This window comes from Nonomuraea sp. NEAU-A123 (assembly GCF_018603905.1).
Lineage (GTDB): Bacteria > Actinomycetota > Actinomycetes > Streptosporangiales > Streptosporangiaceae > Nonomuraea.
The window spans coordinates 338,789-356,554 of sequence record NZ_JAHFZZ010000001.1; the positions used below are offsets into that span (position 1 = coordinate 338,789).

At 69.3% G+C, this 17,766-nt stretch carries 19 protein-coding genes; 13 read left to right on the forward strand and 6 right to left on the reverse strand.

The window, feature by feature from the left end:
- Positions 1-21: 21 nt before the first annotated feature.
- Together fdhD and KLK06_RS01650 are read right to left on the reverse strand one after the other, a co-directional pair.
- Entirely contained in the window at positions 22-873 is an 852-nt protein-coding gene (gene fdhD / locus KLK06_RS01645) for a formate dehydrogenase accessory sulfurtransferase FdhD (protein WP_214633449.1), read from the reverse strand.
- Entirely contained in the window at positions 870-3,074 is a 2,205-nt protein-coding gene (locus tag KLK06_RS01650) for an FdhF/YdeP family oxidoreductase (protein ID WP_214633450.1), read from the reverse strand. The genes fdhD and KLK06_RS01650 overlap by 4 nt, the downstream gene beginning before the upstream one ends.
- 60 nt (positions 3,075-3,134) lie before the next feature.
- Here KLK06_RS01650 and KLK06_RS01655 point away from each other — a divergent pair, with 60 nt between their 5' ends.
- The 9 genes from KLK06_RS01655 to KLK06_RS01695 all read left to right on the forward strand — a co-directional run bounded on the left by KLK06_RS01655 (position 3,135) and on the right by KLK06_RS01695 (position 10,152).
- Positions 3,135-3,956, forward strand: coding sequence for a biotin--[acetyl-CoA-carboxylase] ligase (locus KLK06_RS01655; protein WP_214633451.1), 822 nt, complete (start codon positions 3,135-3,137; stop codon positions 3,954-3,956).
- Between the two features lie 32 nt (positions 3,957-3,988).
- A complete protein-coding gene (locus KLK06_RS01660) occupies positions 3,989-4,501 on the forward strand; it encodes a PH domain-containing protein (protein ID WP_214633452.1) in 513 nt (170 codons plus the stop codon).
- The gene (locus KLK06_RS01665; RefSeq protein WP_308168054.1) at positions 4,498-5,463 is read left to right on the forward strand and encodes an adenylate/guanylate cyclase domain-containing protein; all 966 of its coding nucleotides are present in this window, start codon (positions 4,498-4,500) and stop codon (positions 5,461-5,463) included. Before KLK06_RS01660 ends, KLK06_RS01665 begins: the two co-directional genes overlap by 4 nt.
- Before the next feature lie 15 nt (positions 5,464-5,478).
- The gene (locus KLK06_RS01670) at positions 5,479-6,564 is read left to right on the forward strand and encodes an S-(hydroxymethyl)mycothiol dehydrogenase (RefSeq protein WP_214633453.1); all 1,086 of its coding nucleotides are present in this window, start codon (positions 5,479-5,481) and stop codon (positions 6,562-6,564) included.
- Positions 6,564-7,184 (forward strand): MBL fold metallo-hydrolase, encoded by a 621-nt coding sequence (locus KLK06_RS01675; RefSeq protein ID WP_214633454.1) that lies wholly within the window; start codon positions 6,564-6,566, stop codon positions 7,182-7,184. The genes KLK06_RS01670 and KLK06_RS01675 overlap by 1 nt, the downstream gene beginning before the upstream one ends.
- Before the next feature lie 96 nt (positions 7,185-7,280).
- Positions 7,281-7,457 carry a bacterioferritin-associated ferredoxin gene (locus tag KLK06_RS01680; RefSeq protein ID WP_214633455.1) on the forward strand — a complete coding sequence of 59 codons (177 nt, stop codon included), beginning with the start codon at positions 7,281-7,283 and terminating at the stop codon, positions 7,455-7,457.
- 16 nt (positions 7,458-7,473) lie between these two features.
- Positions 7,474-7,956, forward strand: coding sequence for a bacterioferritin (bfr, locus tag KLK06_RS01685; RefSeq protein WP_214633456.1), 483 nt, complete (start codon positions 7,474-7,476; stop codon positions 7,954-7,956).
- Positions 7,957-8,203: 247 nt separating this feature from the next.
- Positions 8,204-8,872, forward strand: a complete 669-nt coding sequence (locus KLK06_RS01690) for a response regulator transcription factor (RefSeq protein WP_043620820.1) — start codon at positions 8,204-8,206, stop codon at positions 8,870-8,872.
- A gap of 2 nt (positions 8,873-8,874) precedes the next feature.
- Positions 8,875-10,152, forward strand: a complete 1,278-nt coding sequence (locus KLK06_RS01695) for an ATP-binding protein (RefSeq protein WP_214633457.1) — start codon at positions 8,875-8,877, stop codon at positions 10,150-10,152.
- On the opposite strand, the gene KLK06_RS01700 is transcribed toward KLK06_RS01695, so the two are convergent.
- Positions 10,136-10,612, reverse strand: a complete 477-nt coding sequence (locus KLK06_RS01700) for a GtrA family protein (RefSeq protein ID WP_214633458.1) — start codon at positions 10,610-10,612, stop codon at positions 10,136-10,138. The two genes, KLK06_RS01695 and KLK06_RS01700, sit on opposite strands and share 17 nt — an antisense overlap.
- A gap of 249 nt (positions 10,613-10,861) precedes the next feature.
- Between KLK06_RS01700 and KLK06_RS01705 the strand changes: the two genes are divergently transcribed.
- From KLK06_RS01705 to purE, 3 genes are read left to right on the forward strand one after another with little or no spacing between them, the layout of a single operon-like run.
- On the forward strand, positions 10,862-11,716 hold the full coding sequence (locus KLK06_RS01705; RefSeq protein ID WP_214633459.1) for a hypothetical protein: 855 nt from the start codon (positions 10,862-10,864) through the stop codon (positions 11,714-11,716).
- 24 nt (positions 11,717-11,740) lie between these two features.
- Positions 11,741-12,898 carry a 5-(carboxyamino)imidazole ribonucleotide synthase gene (locus tag KLK06_RS01710; RefSeq protein WP_214633460.1) on the forward strand — a complete coding sequence of 386 codons (1,158 nt, stop codon included), beginning with the start codon at positions 11,741-11,743 and terminating at the stop codon, positions 12,896-12,898.
- 55 nt (positions 12,899-12,953) lie between these two features.
- Positions 12,954-13,436: a 5-(carboxyamino)imidazole ribonucleotide mutase gene (gene purE / locus KLK06_RS01715; protein ID WP_214633913.1), complete on the forward strand. Its 483-nt coding sequence runs from the start codon at positions 12,954-12,956 to the stop codon at positions 13,434-13,436.
- A 5-nt stretch (positions 13,437-13,441) separates the two neighbouring features.
- On the opposite strand, the gene KLK06_RS01720 is transcribed toward purE, so the two are convergent.
- Together KLK06_RS01720 and KLK06_RS01725 are read right to left on the reverse strand one after the other, a co-directional pair.
- Positions 13,442-13,963: an HAD domain-containing protein gene (locus tag KLK06_RS01720; protein ID WP_308168055.1), complete on the reverse strand. Its 522-nt coding sequence runs from the start codon at positions 13,961-13,963 to the stop codon at positions 13,442-13,444.
- A gap of 39 nt (positions 13,964-14,002) precedes the next feature.
- The gene (locus KLK06_RS01725) at positions 14,003-15,316 is read right to left on the reverse strand and encodes a UDP-glucose/GDP-mannose dehydrogenase family protein (protein WP_214633462.1); all 1,314 of its coding nucleotides are present in this window, start codon (positions 15,314-15,316) and stop codon (positions 14,003-14,005) included.
- A gap of 124 nt (positions 15,317-15,440) precedes the next feature.
- Here KLK06_RS01725 and KLK06_RS01730 point away from each other — a divergent pair, with 124 nt between their 5' ends.
- On the forward strand, positions 15,441-16,604 hold the full coding sequence (locus KLK06_RS01730) for an acyl-CoA dehydrogenase family protein (RefSeq protein WP_214633463.1): 1,164 nt from the start codon (positions 15,441-15,443) through the stop codon (positions 16,602-16,604).
- 161 nt (positions 16,605-16,765) lie between these two features.
- Here the strand turns inward: KLK06_RS01730 and KLK06_RS01735 are convergent, their stop codons facing one another.
- Positions 16,766-17,650: a hypothetical protein gene (locus KLK06_RS01735; RefSeq protein ID WP_214633464.1), complete on the reverse strand. Its 885-nt coding sequence runs from the start codon at positions 17,648-17,650 to the stop codon at positions 16,766-16,768.
- Positions 17,651-17,766 lie beyond the last annotated feature (116 nt).

A 17,766-nucleotide genomic window follows, 5' to 3' on the forward strand; every position in this document is an offset into this window, starting at 1 on the left:
ACTATAGCAGAACGGAATGCTTCATTCCACTAGAATCCGCTCCTGTCCCGAGTACACGTTGCACCGCTGCCCCCGCAGGAACCCGACGAGCGTCATGCCGAACTCCCTGGCCAGGTCCACGGCCAGCGACGACGGGGCCGAGACCGCGCACACCGCCGGCACGCCCGCGACCAACGCCTTCTGCATGATCTCGTAGCTGGCCCGGCCGCTGACCATCAGCACGTGCTCGGTCAGCGGGAGCCGTTCGCCGAGTGACGCCCAGCCGACGAGCTTGTCCACCGCGTTGTGCCGGCCCACGTCCTCCCTGAGCGCCACCAGCGTGCCGTCGGGGCGGAACAGCCCGGCCGCGTGCAGGCCGCCGGTCTTGCCGAAGACGCCCTGGCCGGCGCGGAGCGCGTCCGGCAGGCCGTAAAGGATCTCGGGGGTGAGTTCGAGGGTGCCTCGGGGGAGTGGCGCGCAGCGGTCGTGCAGGTCGTCGAGGCTGGCCGAGCCGCAGACGCCGCAGGCGCTGGAGGTGAGGAAGTGGCGGTCCAGCGTGGGCAGGTCGGGGATCGGGCCGCGCAGGCGTACGGTGACGGTGTTGTAGCGGGCCTCGGGCGGGAGGTCCTCGTCGGTGCAGTAGGCGATGGCCGCGATGCCGCCGGGCCGGACCAGTCCCTCGCCGTGCAGGAACCCGGCCGCCAGCTCGAAGTCGTGCCCGGGGGTGCGCATGGTGATGGCGACGGTCTTGCGGGTCCCGTCCAGCGCGGTGAGGCGGATCTCCAGGGGTTCCTCGGTGGCGAGGTCGTCGCGCCGGTCGCGGACCGTGGAGCCGGACAGCTCGCGGACGCGGATGCGGGTGGTGGGACCCACGCGGGTCAGCCGGTCGCTCATAGCCGCCGCACGGTGACGAGTGCGTTGTAGTCGGGGATCCTGGCCTGGGGCGAGCGCCGGGTCTCGTCGAGCAGGACGTTCCCCTCCGGCCAGTGGATCTGCAGGTTGCCCGGCATCAGCGGCGCCCGCAGGACCTTGCCCTGGTACGACCGCCCGCCCGAACTCAGCTCGACCGCGGTGCCGTCGGGCAGGCCGAGGCGGTCGGCGTCGTAGGGGCTCATCAGCACGGCCTCGCGCATCGCGCCGTTGAAGCCGTCGCGCCGCTCGTGGACCATGCTGTTGAACTGCTTGCCGCGCCGGGTGGCCACCATGAACGTGCCGTCGGGGCGCTCCAGCGCGGGCGGCTCGACGGCGGAGAACACGCCGCGCCCGTCGGGGGTGTTGAAGCGGCCGTCGGCGAACAGGTGGCGTCCGCCGTACTGGACGTTGTCCCCGAACCCCTTGAGTCCGGAAATGCCCTTGTAGAACGGCACCGCCTGCTCGATCTCCTCGCGGATCCGCGAGGTCCCGGTGAAGCGAACTTTTGCCGAAATTTCGGGTTTTGTTGCGGCGGCCAGCTCGCCGAAGATCTTCCACTCCGGCCAGGCCTCGCCGATCCGCGGCCCCTCGATCTCGGGCGAGAAGATGATCCGGCGCTCGGTGGACGTCTCGGTCACCCCGCCGGTCATCTCGTAGCGGGTCTGCGCGGGCAGCAGCAGCACGTCGCCCTCGGACGGCACCAGCATCTGCGAGGACAGCACGATGTCGATGTGCACGCGGAGCTTGAGCCGGGCCAGCGCCTCCCGGCAGTAGCCGGGGTCGGGCAGCACCTCCAGGAAGTTGCCGCCCGAGGAGATGAGCGCGTCGAGGTCGCCCGAGTGGGCCGCGTCGATCATGTCGGTCGCGGTCAGGCCGGGCGCCGTCGGCACCTCAAATCCCCAAATATCAGTAAATTTCGCGGCATTCTCTGGCGTGATCGGTAGACCGCCGGGCAGGCCGGTCGCGTACGCGCCCATCTCGGCCCCGCCCTGTACCCCGCTGTGCCCCCGGATCGGCATCAGCCCGCAGTTGTCGCGGCCCAGGAAGCCGCGCGCCAGGGCCAGGTTCACGATCGACCGGACGTTGTCCTCGCCGAAGGCGTGCTGCGTGATGCCCATCGACCAGACCAGCACCGCCGACTTCGCCTCGCCGAGCAGCCTGGCCAGCCGGAGCATCTCGTCGCGGGTCGCCCCCGACAGCGCCTCCAGCTCCTCCCACGTCTGGTCCGCCAGCGCCCGCCGGACCTCCTCGAAGCCGGAGGTCCGCTGGTCGACGAACGCCTTGTCCACCCAGTCGTTCTCGATCAGGTGCTTGAACACGCCGTTGAGGAAGCCGATGTCGCCGCCCACGTTCACGCCGAAGAACTCATCGGTGATCTTCGTCCCGAACACCGCGGACTCGGCGTTCGACGGCACCCAGTAGCGGTCCATGCCGGGCTCGCGGTAGGCGTTGATCATGGCCACGCGGGTGCCGGCCTTCTTGGCGTGGTAGAGGTACTTCATCGCCACGGGCTGGTTGTTGGAGGGGTTCGACCCGATGAAGACGATCAGGTCGGAGCCGATCCAGTCGGTGTAGGAGCAGGTGGTGGCCGCTGCGCCGATCGTCTGCTTGAGCGCGACGGTCGAGGGCGAGTGGCAGATGCGCGCCGCGTTGTCCACGCTGTTCGTGCCCAGCGCCCGCACGGCCTTCTGGGCCGCGTAGTAGTTCTCGTTCGGCATGCCGCGGCTGGTCAGGTAGGCGCCGAAGCGCGCGTCGCGCAGCCCGTCGGCGGCCACCTTCAGCGCCTGGTCCCACGAGACCCGGCTGAAGCCCGGCTCGCCCGCCCGCCGCAGCATCGGGTAGGGCAGCCGCCCCAGCTCCCGCAGCTCGGCGCTCTTCCGGCCGGCCAGCCCGGAGACGTCGCCCAGCAGCGACACGTCGAGTGCCGGCATCGTGTTCAGCGGCAGCAGCCGCAGCCGGATGTTGCACAGGTGGATCTCGTCCATCGTCCAGTCGCGCATGCCCCGCGTGCCCAGCGCGCACCCGTCGCACGTGCCCTGGTTGAGTATCCGCCAGGCGTAACGCCTGTTGCCCTTGACCGATCGAAATGCCTTCAGCAGCTCCAAGTAGTTGTTCGGCTTGCGTAGGCCGATGCCGAACGGCCGCCACGAGGCCCAGTTGCGCGGGTCCAGACGTCTGCTCATCTCCCCATCTTCCCCGCGGGCGGCGTCAGAGGACAGCGGAGGTTCGGCGAAGATGGAGGAATGCCCGACTCTCGCTACTCCGACCTCGACCGTCCGCCCCTGTCCGAGGCGGCGCTCAACCGCGCCCTCGTCCGGCCCGGCAGCCTGTGGACCGGCGTACGCGTGGTCGAGAGCACCGGATCGACCAACGCCGACCTCGCCCAAGCCGCGAAAGAGGGCGCGGAGGAAGGCCGGGTCCTGGTGGCCGAGTCGCAGCTCGCCGGCCGGGGCAGGCTGAGCCGCACCTGGACCGCGCCGCCGCGCTCCGGCCTGACCGTCTCCGTCCTGCTCAGGCCCGAGGTGCCCATCGTCAGGCAGGGGTGGCTGGCGCTGCTGTTCGGCGTGGCGGCGGCATCGGCCGTCCGCAGGCTGGCGGAGGTGGACGTACGGCTCAAATGGCCGAACGACCTGCTGATCGGCGAGCACAAGCTGGCCGGGATCCTGGCCGAGCGGGCCGAGGACGCCGTCGTCATCGGGATGGGCCTGAACGTGTCGCTCAAGCCGGAGGAACTCCCTGTGGAGACGGCGACCTCGCTGGCCATCGAGCAGGCGGCGTGCGTGGACCGGGACCCGCTGCTCAGAGCCGTGCTCAGGGAGGTCGAGAGGCACTACCGCGACTGGTCCGAGGCGGGCGGCGACGCCGACGCGTGCGGGCTGCGCGCCGCCTACCAGGCCTCCAGCGCGACGATCGGGCGGCAGGTCAGGGTCGAGCTGCCCGGCGAGCGCGTGCTGGTCGGCCAGGCGACCGGCATCGATCAGGCCGGACACCTCCAGATGATCGCGGACGGCAAGACGCACGCGCTGAGCGCGGGTGACGTCGTCCATGTCCGCGCGTCCTCGTAGCCGCGAACGCGCGGAGGTGGCACCATTTGCCCATGACCCTCCCTGACCACCACTTGACGCAGGGTGAACGGCGCATCAGGTCGTTCCACCCGCACTGGAAGCGGCTCGTGGTGCCCTTCATCGCGCTCGTGCTGATCGTCGCCGCCTCGGGCGCGGCGCTCTTCTTCATCCCCAGCACGTTCGAGTACGCCAACTACGCCAGGATCGCCGTCGGAGTCGTCGCCGTGCTCCTGCTGACGATCTGGTCGTTCGTGCCCTACCTGCAGTGGAAGAACACCGGCTACGTGCTCACCACCCACCGCTTCACGATCAGCACGGGTGTGCTCAACAAGTCGACGGACGAGATCCCGATGGCCAAGGTCAACACGGTCAGCTCCGACCAGACCTTCTTCGAGCGCATCCTCGGCTGCGGCACGCTCACCGTCGAGTCGGCGGGCGACCGGGGGCAGATCGCCCTGCGCGACATCCCCCACCTCCAGGACGTCAGGACCGACCTGTTCCGCCTGCTGGAGGACGCCTCCGACGGAGATATCGACGGCCATTGAACAGACTCACCGCTGAGGAGATCGACCGGCTGCTCGTCGGCATGCCCGCCCGCCACACCAAGGCGGGGGTGTCGGCGGAGGCGGGCGTCTCGCCGGAGCTGGCGGAGCGCATCTGGCGGGCGCTGGGCTTCGCCTCGCTCGCCGACGACGCGGTCGCCTTCTCCGACGGTGACGTCGACGCGCTGCGGCGGGTGAGCCGGATGCTCGACAGCGGCCTGCTCGACGAGCAGACCGTCATCCGGATGGCCCGCGCGCTCGGCCAGACCACGGCCAAGCTGGCCCAGTGGCAGGCCGAGATCATGATCGGCGCGATGCTGCCGCCGGACGAGCGGCCTTCCGACGACGACCTGGCCCGGGTGCTCGACACGGCCCGGCTGCTGCTGCCCGACTTCGAGCAGGTGCTGATCCACGTCTGGCGGGCCCAGCTGGCCGCCGCGGGCACCCGGCTGCTGTCCGTCGCCGCCCTCGACGAGGAGAACATCCCCGCCCGCGTGTCGATCGCGGTGGGTTTCGCGGACCTCGTCTCGTTCACCCGGCGGGCCCGCGAGCTCGACGAGCGGGAGCTGGCCGCGTTGGTCGAGGGGTTCGAGGCGCGGGCCTCCGACGTGGTGGCCGCGCACGGCGGCCGGCTGGTCAAGACGCTCGGCGACGAGGTGCTGTTCACCGCCCACACCCCGGCGGAGGCGGCGGCGATCGCGCTCGACCTGGTGGAGGCGGCCGACCTGCGCATCGGCCTGGCCTACGGGCCGGTGCTGCCCATCATGGGCGACGTCTACGGCACCACCGTCAACCTGGCCGCCCGGCTCACCGCCATCGCCCGGCCCGGCACGATCCTCGTCGACGCCGAACTGGCCGAGGGACTCAACGGCAGACCGGGGTTCGAGGTACGCCGGATCCGGCGCCGACCGGCCCGGGGACTCGGGATGGTGCAGCCCTACGCCTTGCGGCGATCATCCTCCTGACCCAAGATGGCTGCCATGCCGTACGAAGTGCAGGGTGTCATCGCCCGAGGTAAGGGCCAGGAAGTATCGGTCGAGACGGTGATCGTCCCCGACCCGGGACCGGGTGAGGCGGTGGTGGCGGTCAGGGCCTGCGGGGTCTGCCATACCGACTTGCACTACCGGGAGGGCGGCATCAACGACGACTTCCCGTTCCTGCTCGGGCACGAGGCCGCTGGTGTGGTCGAGGCGGTGGGTGAGGGTGTCACCGGGGTCGAGCCCGGCGACTACGTGATCCTCAACTGGCGGGCCGTGTGCGGCCAGTGCCGTGCCTGCCTGCGCGGGCGCCCGTGGTACTGCTTCAACACCCACAACGCCACGCAGAAGATGACGCTGGCCGACGGCACCGAGCTGTCGCCCGCGCTGGGCATCGGCGCGTTCCTGGGCAAGACGCTGGTCGCCGCGGGGCAGTGCACCAAGGTCTCCGCCGACGCGCCCGCCGAGGTGGCCGGGCTGCTCGGCTGTGGCGTCATGGCCGGGCTCGGCGCCGCGCTCAACACGGGCAACGTCACCAGGGGCGACTCGGTCGCCGTCATCGGCTGCGGCGGCGTCGGTGACGCCGCGATCCTCGGCGCGTCGATCGCCGGCGCCACGAAGATCATCGCGGTCGACGTGGACGACCGCAAGCTCGAATGGGCCCGCGGCTTCGGCGCCACCGACACGGTCAACTCGCGGGCGAACGACCCCGTCGAGGCGATCCGCGACCTCACCGGCGGCTTCGGCGCCGACGTGGTCATCGAGGCCGTCGGCCGCCCCGAGACGTACAAGCAGGCCTTCTATGCTCGTGACCTGGCCGGCACCGTTGTGCTCGTCGGCGTGCCGACGCCCGAGATGCGGCTGGAGCTGCCGCTGCTCGACGTGTTCGGGCGCGGCGGGTCGCTGAAGTCCTCCTGGTACGGCGACTGCCTGCCGTCGCGCGACTTCCCCATGCTGATCGACCTGTTCCGGCAGGGGCGGCTCCCGCTCGAGAAGTTCGTGTCGGAGACCATCGGGCTCGACGGGGTCGAGGAGGCGTTCGCCAAGATGCACCGCGGCGAGGTCCTGCGCTCGGTGGTGGTCCTCTAATGATCGACAGGGTCATCACCTCGGGGACGTTCTCGCTCGACGGCGGCACCTGGGACGTCGACAACAACGTCTGGCTGGTCGGCGACGCCCGCGAGGTGGTCGTCATCGACGCGGCGCACGACGCGCGCGCCATCACCGACCGCGTCGGCGAGCGTACGGTCAAGGCCATCGTCTGCACGCACGCGCACAACGACCACATCAACGCCGCCGGGGAGCTCGCCGAGCTGACCGGGGCGCCGATCCGGCTGCACCCCGCCGACCAGGTCCTCTGGGACCAGGTGTACGGCCAGGCGGTCCCATACCAACCGCTGGCCGACGGCGAGAAGATCGAGGTCGGCGGGATCGTGCTGGAGGTGCTCCACACTCCGGGCCACGCGCCGGGCGCGGTCTGCCTGCACGCGCCCGACCGTGGCGTGCTGTTCAGCGGCGACACGCTGTTCAAGGGCGGCCCCGGCGCGACCGGGCGGTCCTTCTCGTCGTTCGACACGATCATCGACTCGATCACCCGGCGGCTGCTGACGCTGCCCGGCGAGACGGTCGTACACACCGGCCACGGTGACTCGACGTCGATCGGGGCCGAGGCGCCGCACCTGGAGGAGTGGATCGCCCGGGGACAGTGATCTGTGTCCGACCTAACATAGGCAAGCCTTACCGAAGTGAGCTATTTTAGGTGTGCCTAACCTTGGCTCCCTTCGTCGCGAAAGGCTTGTCCCCGCATGTACGTATGTGTGTGTCGTGCTGTGACCGAGAACGAGGTCCACGACTGCATCGCCGCGGGTGCCAGGAGCGCCAAGCAGATCCGCGACACCACGGGTGCCGGGGGAGACTGCGCGACTTGTGTCAGAAAGATATGTGCGATCCTGAAGAGGTCTGAGGAACTCACGACCGCATAGCACGAGGGGCCCGTTCATGCAGGGCGACATCCAGATCATCGAGCTGCTCAACGAACAGCTCACCGCGGAGCTGACCGCGATCAACCAATATTTTCTGCACGCCAAGATGCAGCAGAACTGGGGCTACACCAAACTCGCCGAGCACACCCGCGCCGAATCGATCGACGAGATGCGCCACGCCGAGCGCCTCACCGATCGCATCCTCTTCCTTGAGGGCCTGCCCAACTACCAGCGCCTCGGCACGCTGCACATCGGGCAGACGGTCGAGGAGCAGCTACGGGCCGACCTGGAGGTGGAGGTGTCCGTCGTGGCCCGGCTGCGGCCGGGCATCAAGCTCATGCGGGAGAAGGGCGACGTGACCTCCGCACGGATCTTCGAGGACATCCTCGAGGACGAGGAGCACCACATCGACTACCTGGAGACCGAGCTGGCGCTCATGCGGAGCCTGGGCGAGCAGCTCTATCTCGCCCGCTACGCCGAGCCGCCCTCCGAGGACTGAGCCCCGGATCCGACGCGCCCGCCGCTACTCCCGGCGGGCGCGCGCCTTTCCGCGACACGCCGGACGGCACAGAAGGTTTTGCGATTCCGGAAGATCAGCGATCGCATTTGTCCCCTGCGAATGCGGTACTTTAAGCGGGATCAACCGACATTTATCTGAGTTTGCCCAGGTCAATGGATAGGTCAACGACGAGTCAAACCGCGCGCTGTGACCGGGAAACGATCGCCTAAGGTCCTACGATCGCTTCATGACCTGCGTACTTCTCGCCGAGGATGACACCTCGATTTCCGAGCCACTCGCGCGTGCGTTGCGCCGTGAGGGCTATCAGGTTGAGGTGAGCCCCGACGGCCCGCAGGCCCTGGAAAGGGCCCTGTCGGGTGGCATCGACCTCATCGTTCTTGACCTCGGCCTGCCAGAAATGGACGGGCTGGAGGTTGCGCGCCGGATCCGCGCCGAAGGGCACGGCACTCCGGTCCTGATACTTACCGCTCGGGTCGACGAAGTCGACACGGTCGTCGGCCTCGATGCCGGCGCCGACGACTACGTCACCAAGCCGTTCCGGCTGGCCGAGCTGCTCGCCAGGGTGCGGGCGCTGCTGCGCCGGGGCACCTCAGAGACACCGGTGGTGCAAGGCGTCCGCATCGACGCCGACTCCCGCCGTGCCTGGATGGGAGAGAAAGAGCTGCACCTTACGACCAAGGAGTTCGACCTGCTCCGCGTACTCGTCCGCGACGCGGGCAAGGTCGTCACCCGCGAGCAGATCATGCGCGAGGTGTGGGACACCAACTGGTGGGGTTCCACCAAGACCCTCGACATGCACATTTCCTGGCTGCGCCGCAAGCTGGGCGACGACGCGGCAAAGCCTCGCTACATCACCACCGTCCGAGGAGTCGGCTTCCGCTTCGAACGCGAGTAGGGATGCGCCGCCGCCTGCTCACATCCACCCTGGTCGTCGCGGTCATCGCGGTGCTGCTGCTGGGGGTCCCCCTGGGCATCGTGGTCAGCCGCCTGATCGTCGACGAGGCGGCCCAGGAGCTCAGGGCGGAGGCGACGCGCCTGGTGGGGGAAGTCGAGTATGCCCGCATCCAGGACACGCCTCTCGATCCTCAGCAACTCAAGCAGAAGTACCCCGACCGCTACATCCAGATCTATGAGCGTGCCACCCAGCCCAAGGCGACCATCGTCGGCGTTCCGCCGCCGTCCGGTCACCAGATGACCGAGGACGCCCAGTCCGAGAATGGGATCTACGTCCGGGTGAGCCGCGACAGGGACCAGGTCGAGCAGGACGTGCGAGCACGCCTGCTGCTGATCGTGGCCCTGGCCGTCGCGGCTCTGGCGGTGGCGGTCGGCCTTGCCATCGTGCAGTCGCGCCGTTTGACGCTGCCCCTGCAGGACCTGGCGAAGATCGCCGACCGGCTCGGCTCCGGCGACGCCCGGCCCAGCAAGCATCGCTACGGCATTCCGGAGCTCGACCGGGTGGCTCAGGTGCTCGACCGCAGCGCCACCCGCATCTCCGACCTGCTCACTCGCGAACGCGAGTTCGCCACCGACGCCTCCCACCAGCTACGCACCCCGCTGACCGGCCTCACCATGCGCCTGGAGGAGATCGTCGCGGCCAGCGAACACCCGGAGGTCGTCCGCGAGGAGGGCGAGGCGGCCATCGTGCAGGCCGAGCGGCTCACCGCCGTGATCGACGAGCTGCTGGCCGCGGCCCGCCGTCAGCGCCACGCCCAGGCCAAGCCGGTCGGGATCGACGAGGTCCTGGTCCAGCAGGTCACCGAGTGGGAGCCGGTCTTCCGCGGCGAGGGCCGCTCGCTGCTGCTCGAAGGCTCGCGCGGGCTCAGGGCGCTGGCCACCACCGGTGGCTTCGGCCAGGTCATCGCCTCGCTGCTGGAGAACTCCCTGCGGCACGGCGGCGGCACCGTCACCGTCACCACGACCAGTGGCGACAACTACGTGGTGACCGAGGTGTCCGACGAGGGTCCCGGCATCGCCGACGACATCGCACCCAAGGTCTTCGAACGCAACGTGAGCGGAGCCGGCGGCACCGGCCTGGGGCTGACCCTGGCCCGCGCGCTGGCCGCCGCCGACGGGGGCCGGCTGGAGCTGGTACGCCGGCGTCCGGCGACGTTCGCCATCTTCCTGCGGCACGCTGAGGACAACGACCGGACCCGCGTGGTCAGCGGTCCTGCTTGACCCCGGGCAACTCCGTGGGGATGGGGTCGGTGGCCTCCAGGAACACCCACTTCTTGTACGACCAGTAGCGGAACAGCGTGCCGAGGCCGACGCCCACGATGTTCGCGATGTTGATGCTGAGCAGGTCGTGCAGGTGCAGGGTGTATTTGGTGAAGCCGATGGTCAGGAGCCCGAACAACAGGGCGATGCCGTTGAGCAGGAAGAACAGGAAATATTCGCGGCCCAGGCCGCTCTGCTCGCGGTGCCGGAAGGTCCAGAAGCGGTTGCCCAGGTAGGCGAAGGTCGCAGAGATGACCGTGGCCAGCACCTTGGATGTCAGCGGGCCCATGCCGAAGACACCCAAGAAGAGGTTGAGCATGCCGAAATCGATCACAAAGGCGATGAGGCCGATGATGCCGAACTTGGCCATCTCGTGCACGAGCGCCGAGAATCGCTGGTAGAGCCCCTTGGCGAAGTCCACGTCTGCTACTCGGCCCTTTCGGTCGCGGCGCAAATCAGGTCATGACCACTTCAGCGTACCGGCCGTCAGGCCGATAGTGGGCCACCGCCCGTGACCTCTCACCCCTATCAACAACCCTACAAATATCGTGTTATGCCCGACAATGCGGATAGAGGACGTTACGCTGCGGTGGCAGATCGCCGGTGCGTGCCGGCGATGGGCTCAGACGGACCGCCGTCAGCAGACGGCCACGACCCTCGGGGTTCTCCTGTGCCGCTTCGACTGCTCGTACTCCTCGCCGGCCTGTCCGTCGTGGCGGCCGGTTGCGGCACCGCGGGCGTCGCCACGGTGGCGCCACCCGAGGATCCGACCTCCGCTCCGGCGGCCGCCCACAGCGTCGACACGGCGACGGCCGAACAGGTGTTCAAGCTGCTTGGCGGGCTTGACCAGGCATGGAAGCGGCGGGACTGCGCCGCCGTCGCCGACCTGACCACGTGGGTGGAGAAGACGCTGGGCGGTCGTGCCTGTAAGGCGACCCGGAACGGCCGCCCAGCCCTCTACAGCGATCCCACCTTCTTCCTGCCCGGCGAGGGCGACTGGTTCGCCGCCCTGGCGAGCAAGCCGTCGCCCGCGTACTTCGTGTTCCTGCGCGAGGGCGGGCGCTGGCGGCTCGGCGCGGGGCCCATCCCCGCGCGCGGGGCGGCGCCGGAGACGCCGACCACCATCACCCCCGACGCCGGGCTGGTCGGCCAGGCCCGGGTGGTCGCTCAGCGTCACCTCACCTACCTCACCGACCCGGCCGGCGTGGCGGGCGTGCGCTTCCCGCCAGGGGACCCGGTACGCGGCCTGCGGGACGAGCTCACCGGGCTGCCCGAGCAGGTACGGCCGGACCGGCTCGACGTCGACGTGGAGCTGCCCGAACAGCCCATGATGGCGCTCGTCCTGTCGGCCGACACCATGCTCGCCTTCGACGCCCTGCGCGTCGTCTACCGGCAACGCCCGAAGGCGGGCAAGGCATCTCTGGCGCATCCGCTGAAGAAGGACGCCGAGATCGTCGTGCTGGCCACCGTGATCAGTGCGGCGAAGGGTCTGACCACGGTTGGCGTGCGGCGCGGACCCGCCTGAGCGCGTTGGGTAAGCTCACCTGCCGTGAGTGCAAACAGTCCCATCGGGCCGGTCGTCGGCATGGTCGGCGCGGGCCAGTTGGCCAGGATGACGCAGCAGTCCGCCATCGCGCTCGGCGTCGAGCTGCGGGTGCTGGCCAACACACCTGACGAGAGCGCCGCCAGGGTCATCGTCGACACGCGGCTCGGCGACTACCGGGAGCTGGCCGACCTGCGCGAGTTCGCCAGTGGCTGTCACGCGATCACGTTCGACCACGAGCACGTGCCGACCGAGCACATCAGGGCGCTGGCCGCCGACGGGTTCGCGGTGCATCCGGGGGCCGACGCGCTGGTGCACGCCCAGGACAAGGCCGTCATGCGCGAGCGGCTGACCTCGTTCGGCGCGCCGTGTCCCGCGTGGGCCCGTGTGTCGGACATTTCAGGCGTTGAGGAGGTGTCGGCGTTCGCCGCCGAGCACGGGTGGCCGGTCGTGCTGAAGGCGATCAGGGGCGGCTACGACGGCCGCGGGGTGTGGGTCTGCCGGACCCCCTCGGAGGTCGCGGAGGCGCTGAAGAGCGGCGTGCCGCTGATGGTCGAGGCGTTCGTGCCGTTCGAGCGGGAGCTGGCCGTACTCGTCGCCCGCTCGCCCCACGGCCAGGGCGTCAGCTACCCGGTCGTGGAGACCGTGCAGCAGGACGGGATCTGTGTCGAGGTGCTCGCGCCCGCCCCCGGACTCGACCCGGAGGAGGCCGCCGAGGCCCAGCGCGTCGCGCTGCAGATCGCGCACGAGCTCGGCGTGACCGGGCTGCTCGCCGTGGAGATGTTCCAGACGAGCGGCGGGCTGGTGGTCAACGAGCTGGCCATGCGGCCGCACAACAGCGGCCACTGGACGATCGACGGCTCGCGTACGTCGCAGTTCGAGCAGCACCTGCGGGCCGTGCTCGACCTGCCGCTCGGCTCGCCGTCGATGAGCGCGCCCGTCGTCGTCATGGCCAACCTGCTCGGCGGCGACGACCCTGACCTGTTCAAGCGGTACGAGCACGTCATGGCCCACGATCCCGGCATCAAGCTGCACTTCTACGGCAAAGAGGTCCGGCCCGGCCGCAAGATCGGCCACGTGACCGCCGTCGGCGACGACCTCGACACCGTACGCGCCCGCGCCCGGCACGCCGCCGTCTACCTGACCACTGGGGAGTACACGTGAAGGTCCTGAATTCCGTGCGGCGGGCCGGGGAGTCGGCGTGACGATCGGCATCGTGATGGGCAGCGACTCCGACTGGCCGGTGATGAAGGCCGCGGCGGAGGCGGTGGCGGAGTTCGGCGTCCCGTTCGAGGCCGACGTGGTCTCCGCGCACCGGATGCCGACCGAGATGATCGAGTACGGCCGGAATGCCGCGTCCCGCGGCGTCAAGGTCATCATCGCCGGAGCCGGGGGCGCGGCCCACCTGCCGGGGATGCTGGCCTCGGTGACACCCCTGCCGGTGATCGGGGTGCCGGTGCCTCTGAAGTACCTGGACGGCATGGACTCGCTGTTGTCGATCGTCCAGATGCCGGCCGGGGTGCCCGTGGCCACGGTGGCCGTCGGCGGGGCGCGCAACGCCGGGCTGCTGGCGGTACGCATTCTGGGCGTTTCCGACCCTGAGCTGCGGGGGCGCATGGAGGAGTTCCAGGGCGAGCTGAAGGAACAGGCGTACGCCAAGGGCGAACGCCTGCGCGCCGAAGCGGCCAACCTGCGCGGCTAGAAGATCTACGTACTGAGGAACCACTCGGTCAGCGCGACGTAGTCGGCGTCGCCGAGGCCCCGGCCGGGATGGACGCGATGCAGCAGGGCACGCCCTCGGTGGTGCGCGGATACCCAGGCTCGATCAATGTCAGTGATCTCATCATCGACCCAGGCGAACGCGCGGCCCGCTGCCCAGCCGACGAGAGCGCGGGTCTTCGCGTGCAACCCATCCCGCTCGTCCTGTTCGTCGGGGCCGGATGGCTCCGGCCAGACCACCACGGGCAGTCGCGGCAGACCGATCCACGGCGCGACGCACTCGTTCGCGTCGTCCATCCATGACGTGGCCCAGACCAGCTCGCACGGCAGGGCCGTCAACCGGGGCCCGTGCGCGGGATCGATCCTGGCCAGGAGTGGATTCGAGCCGGCCCCTCGTGGTTCGCGACCCGTCTGATAGGTCGGGTACCCGGCCGGTGGCGCCGCGCCGAAGGGAATGAGCGGTCCATCGACGTCGAGGAAGAGCAGGGGGCGCGGTACGGGATGGGTCACAGCCGCACGATAACGACCCATCCCGACGGACGCGGGTTTTCAGGGGCGGCCCAGCGCGCGGTAGTGCCAGCCTGCGGAGCGCCAGGTTTCGGTGTTCAGGGCGTTGCGGCCGTCGACGATGCGGCGGGCCGCGACCACCTTGCCGAGCTCCTCCGGGTCCAGGTCGACGAACTCCGGCCATTCCGTCAGCAGCAGCACCACATGTGCCCCCGTGACGGCCTCAAGCGCCGACTCGCCGTAGTGCAGCTCGGGGTGCGCCTTTCGGGCGTTACCCAGGGCGATCGGGTCGTACACGGTCACCTGGCCGCCCTGGGCGCCGATGGTGGCCGCCACGTCGAGTGCGGGGGAGTCGCGGATGTCGTCGGAGTTCGGCTTGAAGGCGGCGCCGAGCACGCCGACCGTACAGCCGTGGAACGAACCGCCCGCCAGCTCGCGGGCCAGGTCGACCATGCGGGCCCGGCGGCGCATGTTGATCGCGTCGACCTCGCGCAGGAACGTCAGCGCCTGGTCGGCCCCCAGCTCGCCCGCGCGCGCCATGAACGCGCGGATGTCCTTGGGCAGGCAGCCGCCGCCGAACCCGAGCCCGGCGTTGAGGAACCGGCCGCCGATGCGGTCGTCGTACGACAGCGCCTTCGACAACTGCGTGACGTCGGCGTGAGCGGCCTCGCAGACCTCGGCCATCGCGTTGATGAAGGAGATCTTGGTGGCGAGGAACGCGTTGGCGGCCGTCTTGACCAGCTCGGACGTCGCGAAGTCGGTGACCACCATCGGGATGTCCCCGAGCGGCTGGTACACCTCGCGCAGCACCTTCTCCGCCCGCTCCGAACGCACGCCGATCACGATGCGGTCCGGCTTGAGCGTGTCCTCTACGGCGTAGCCTTCGCGCAGGAACTCGGGGTTCCAGGCGAGCTCGACCTCGACGCCGGCCGGGGCGAGCCGGGCCAGCAGGTCGGCGAGCCGCTCCGCGGTGCCCACCGGCACCGTCGACTTGCCGACCACCAGGCACTCGCGGTCGAGGTGCGGAGCCAGCGACTCGATGGCGCTGTCCATGTAGGAGACGTCGGCGGCGTACTCGCCGCGCTTCTGCGGCGTGCCCACGCAGACGAAGTGCACGTCGCCGAAGGCCGCCGCCTCCTCGTACGACGTGGTGAAGCGAAGGCGGCCCGAGTCGAGTCCGCGGCGTAGCACCGGTTCGAGCCCCGGTTCGTGGATCGGGAGCTCACCGCTGTTGAGCCGGCGAACTTTGTCGGCGTCTATATCGAGGCCCAGGACGTCGAATCCGAGATCCGCCATGCAGGACGCATGCGTGATGCCCAGGTATCCGGTCCCGATCACCGTGAGGCGATATGGCACGAGAGAGCTCCTTTCGAGTGCCAGGCATGCTACCGGCCTTCGCTACCTCGTTCTGTGCCACCTGGGCATTACCGCAAACTGTACCGACTGGTAACAAGATGGTCGGACGTCCTAGTATTCGCCCATGGACTTCCCTCTCTACGCGCCCGCCGAAGAGCACGACATGCTCCGGGAGACGATTCGGGCCCTCGCCGACGAGAAGATCGCCCCGCGCGCCGCGGAGACGGACGAGACCGAGGAGTTTCCTTGGGACGTCTACAAGGCGCTTGTGGCCGCTGACCTGCACGCCGTTCATGTGCCGGAGGAGTACGGGGGCGCCGGGGCCGACGCGCTGGCCACCGTGATCGTGATCGAGGAGGTGGCCCGCGCCTGCGCGTCGTCCTCGCTCATCCCGGCGGTGAACAAGCTCGGCACGGTGCCCCTGCTGCTGTCGGCGTCGGCCGACCTCAAGGCTCGCTATCTGGCGCCGGTGGCCCGTGGGGACGCGATGTTCTCGTACGCGCTCTCGGAGGGTGAGGCCGGCTCGGACGCCGCGGCCATGCGGACCCGGGCCGTGCTGGACGGTGACGATTACGTGCTCAACGGCACGAAAATGTGGATCACCAACGCGGGTGTGTCGGAGTACTACACGCTGATGGCGGTAACGGACCCCTCGGCCGGCCCTCGCGGCATCTCCGCTTTTGTCGTGGAAAAGTCCGACGAAGGCGTCTCTTTCGGGCCGAAGGAGCGGAAGCTCGGGATCAAGGGCTCGCCCACCCGCCAGGTGATCCTGGAGAACGTCCGCATCCCTGCCTCCCGCATGATCGGCGACCCGGGCACCGGCTTCAAGACCGCCCTGGCGACGCTCGACCACACCCGCATCACCATCGCCGCCCAGGCCCTCGGCATCGCTCAGGGAGCGCTGGACTACGCCATCGGGTACGTCAAGGAGCGGAAGCAGTTCGGACGGCCGATCGCGGACTTCCAGGGGCTGCAGTTCATGGTCGCGGACATGGCGATGAAGCTGGAGGCCGCTCGGCAACTGACGTACCACGCGGCGGCCAAGTCGGAACTGGCCATGCACGGGCAGCCGCAGAAGGACCTCACGTTCCTGTCCAGCGCCGCCAAGTGCGCCGCGTCGGACGCGGCGATGGAGATCACCACGGATGCGGTGCAGTTGCTGGGCGGGTACGGGTACACGCGGGACTTCCCGGTGGAGCGGATGATGCGCGACGCCAAGATCACCCAGATCTACGAGGGCACCAACCAGATCCAGCGCATGGTGATGGCCCGGCAACTCCTCAAGTAGCTGGTTGACGTGCGGAAACCTGGAACGTGAGGGCGCGCTGCCGGGTTTCGCGCGATGCCCGAGCCCCGTGGAACGGGCCGCGTTCCGTCGGTGTTCCGTGATCTGTGCGGACGACTCAGAGGCATGATCGCGTCTCATAGCCGTGGCTGGAACATGCCACATCAGCTCCAGCGGGCGGCCGGCTGATCTTTCTCCTCGGGGGCGAGGGCTCGGTGCACCCGTACCGCCAGCACGATCAGGACGACGGGAAGGAGCGTGTACAGCGCCCACGTGAGCGTGATCGGATTGGTCGCCTCTTCCGAGGACTCCGCGCACCCGAGTGCGGGCATCCAGTTCATCATCATGTCCCTGACCACCAGGGGCACCACTGTCAGCCAGCCCACCACCCGGCCCAGCGGCCGGTGGCCCGTGCGGGCCAGCAGTGCCCACAGCCCGAAGCCCACCGCGACCACGATCGGCTGCGGGATCAGGATCAGAACGGCCGTCGCCGGGCCGTACAGGATCTCCCCCATTCCGCCGACACAGTCGCCGTCCATGATCATGATCGAGTACTCGATCGACCCGTCGGCGAGGGCCGTCAGGAACATCGTCTGGGGAATGCTCACCAGCACCAGGGCGATGCCCCACATGACCAGCGGCCACCGCCAGCGCAGCGGAAGAAGCTCACGCGGCTCCTCCCGGTGGACGGTCCGGTCGAGCGCCAGCAGTAGCGCCGCTGCGGCAAGGCAGGCGATGGCGAGCAGCAGCAGGTCGTTGTCGTCCCAGGGCAGGAACTGCGGCGCCCCGGCGTTGATGTCGGCCGGTCCGCCACTGGCGTTCTGGATCGCGAGATAACGCTGGATCTCCTCCTCGCTCGGCTTACCGAGCCCGGTGATTGGCGGCATGGCGGCGGCCACGGCGAGCAGGGCAAGTAGCGCGGCACCCAGCCGCGAAGCCCACCGCCGGTGGCGCAGCAGTACGACGGGCACGATCAGGAGCGCGGCGACGATCGTACCGATGACGACGTTCGCGGCTTTGGGCACGATAACGGCGGGAGCCAGCGGCATCAGGATCGCCAGAGTGCATAAGGCAGGCGCGGAGGATTTCGAGGACACCAGCGACGCGTCTATCGCTCGTTACGCGATCATGTCAAGCCAGGCCCTCAGATATTCGTCGGAGGCGA